General features: G+C 69.5%; 3 protein-coding genes. 2 read left to right on the top strand and 1 reads right to left on the bottom strand.

The features are described 5' to 3' along the window. Positions 1 to 376: helix-turn-helix domain-containing protein (locus tag ACWJ6R_RS35320; protein ID WP_449066376.1), on the bottom strand; the 376-nt coding region annotated here is incomplete at its 3' end. 524 nt (positions 377 to 900) lie between these two features. On the opposite strand from ACWJ6R_RS35320, the gene ACWJ6R_RS35315 reads away from it, so the two are divergent. Continuing rightward, positions 901 to 1,269 carry a hypothetical protein gene (locus ACWJ6R_RS35315; RefSeq protein ID WP_449066375.1) on the top strand — a complete coding sequence of 123 codons (369 nt, stop codon included), beginning with the start codon at positions 901 to 903 and terminating at the stop codon, positions 1,267 to 1,269. Between the two features lie 421 nt (positions 1,270 to 1,690). Next, positions 1,691 to 1,930, top strand: a complete 240-nt coding sequence (locus ACWJ6R_RS35310) for a hypothetical protein (protein WP_449066374.1) — start codon at positions 1,691 to 1,693, stop codon at positions 1,928 to 1,930. Positions 1,931 to 2,037: the final 107 nt, after the last annotated feature.

Genomic DNA, 2,037 nt, shown 5'->3' with positions numbered 1-2,037 from the left:
ACACCCGCGCCCACCGGCGGTTGATCGCCTGGACCGGGAGGTGCTTGGGGGTGGGGAACCGGAACGACGGCCGCCACCGCTGCTTGGTCTTCCAGCGGACCTTGCCGGTGCCGTGCCGCCGGCACGCGGCGTCCAGGTCCTTGAGCGTCTGCTGCAGCGCCTGCGCGGGCGCCTCTGCCAGCCAGGGGAAGTCGGCCTTGGCGTCGGCGAGCTGCCGGCACTGCTCGGCGTAGCCGATGAAGGCGCCCCGGCGGCGGTAGGCGCGCCGCTGCTCCAGGGCGGTGTTCCACACCGCCCGGCAGGCGGCGGCGACCCGCTCGGCGGTCAGCTTCTGCCCGAAGTCGAACTCCAGCCGGTATCGGCGTCCGGTCAGCACGCGAAACACCTCCCCCGTCTCATCGATCACCCGCGCTTGCGCGTGCGGACTCGAACACGTTAGCGGCCACTTCATGATCGAGGAGGGTGAATACCGGTACGGCGGACACCGGATGTCCGCGCCGCCCGCCCAGCGGGTCGTCATGGCCGCCACGCGGCGGAATGCCATCGATGACGCGGGGCCGCATGCGGGCCCCGCGCTTCGCGCTCGGGATGTCCCGCCTGGCGGCGGGCCGTCCCCTGACGGGGACCGCATTCATCCCCGGCCTGAAGGCCGAGGCCTTCTGCGGGCCTTCGGTAAAGAGAAAGTAACGTAAAGTCAGGCGGGCGTTCTCCGCCTATGTCGACGAAAGCTGTCGTGTTCGCAAGGACGACGACTGCGTCTACATCCTTGCCGCGGTTCTCCTCCCGACCGAGGACCTCGACCGGATCAGATCGGTGATGGACGCGCTTCGGCATGGCAAGGCACCCACCGTCCACTGGAGAACCGAACGCACACCCCGAAGATCTGTCATCGCCCACACGGTGGCCTCGCTGGACTGCGCATCAGTGGTCGCCGTCAGTCTGTACGGCAACGCGAGCCGTACAGAGCGATCACGGCGGCACTGCCTGCTCAGGTTGCTGCCAGAACTGTCCACACGCCGCATCGAAGCCGTGGTCTTCGAGTCGCGTCACGAACAGGACGCGAGCGACAGAGCGATCCTTACCGTTCTGCGCCGGCAAGGGCGGGTCTCTGCTGAGATGGCGGTTCGTTGGGAACGAGCCAGCTCAGATGCTGCTCTGTGGGCGGCTGATGTGGTGGCCGGCGTGGTCACCGGATGGCTCGATGGCGACCAACGATGGTGGCCCCTGTTCGAAAACCGTGTCACCTTCCTGGAAGGCACAGAAGAATGAGCGGGAAAACGCGAACGCCGGGCTCCCGATTCCATCGGGGGGTTCCCGGCGCCACTTTCATGCCCCAGAGGACATGACACCCTCAGTATCCACTCGGCATCTCCCCGTCGTCAAGCCGTCGGTTCCCGGCCGCCGGGGAACCGGCCATCAGGCAACCTCCCGTCCCGGTCTGGGTGGAACGGCCCGGCCTCGGATACGTCCTCGTCGCGAGCCCGGAACTCGCCCTCGAACTGAACCGGATCGCCGACGGCCTCACCACGGCCGCTCCGACGGCGGTTCCGGGCGAGCGAGTCGACCAGGCCGGGCTCTCCTACCTGCCCGCCGGCCTCACCCGGGAGCCGGAGGAGGACACCCGGCTCGGCGACGGCTGGAGCGCGGTGACCGGCCGCTGGTCGGACGGCCGCCGCCGCGTGGAGTCACCGTGGTCCGCGGCGCGGCCCTGCACTCCGCCCGGTGGCTGGACGACTTCCTCCGCGGCTGGAAGCGGCGGACCTCCCCCGTCGCCGGGCCGAACATCACGGGCATCCGGACCACCGGCGCGGACGGCCGGATCGGAGCCTTCCGGGTGGCCTCCTACACCGCCGTCCACGTCACGGTCAGTCCGGAGCTGGCCGGTGAGCTGGACAGGATCACCGCAGGCGTCCGCCTTCCCGCCCCCTGATCCCGGGAGCGGCCCGGCCGGCCGTACGGCCTGCGACCGGCCGGGCCCACGGCCCTCTGTGCCAAGCTCAAGTGAGACAAACAGGGACTAAGTGCCTTAACTGACAT

Source organism: Planomonospora algeriensis (genome assembly GCF_977012225.1).
Note: the sequence above shows the minus strand (reverse complement) of the source record. Positions and strands in the feature narration are given on the sequence as shown.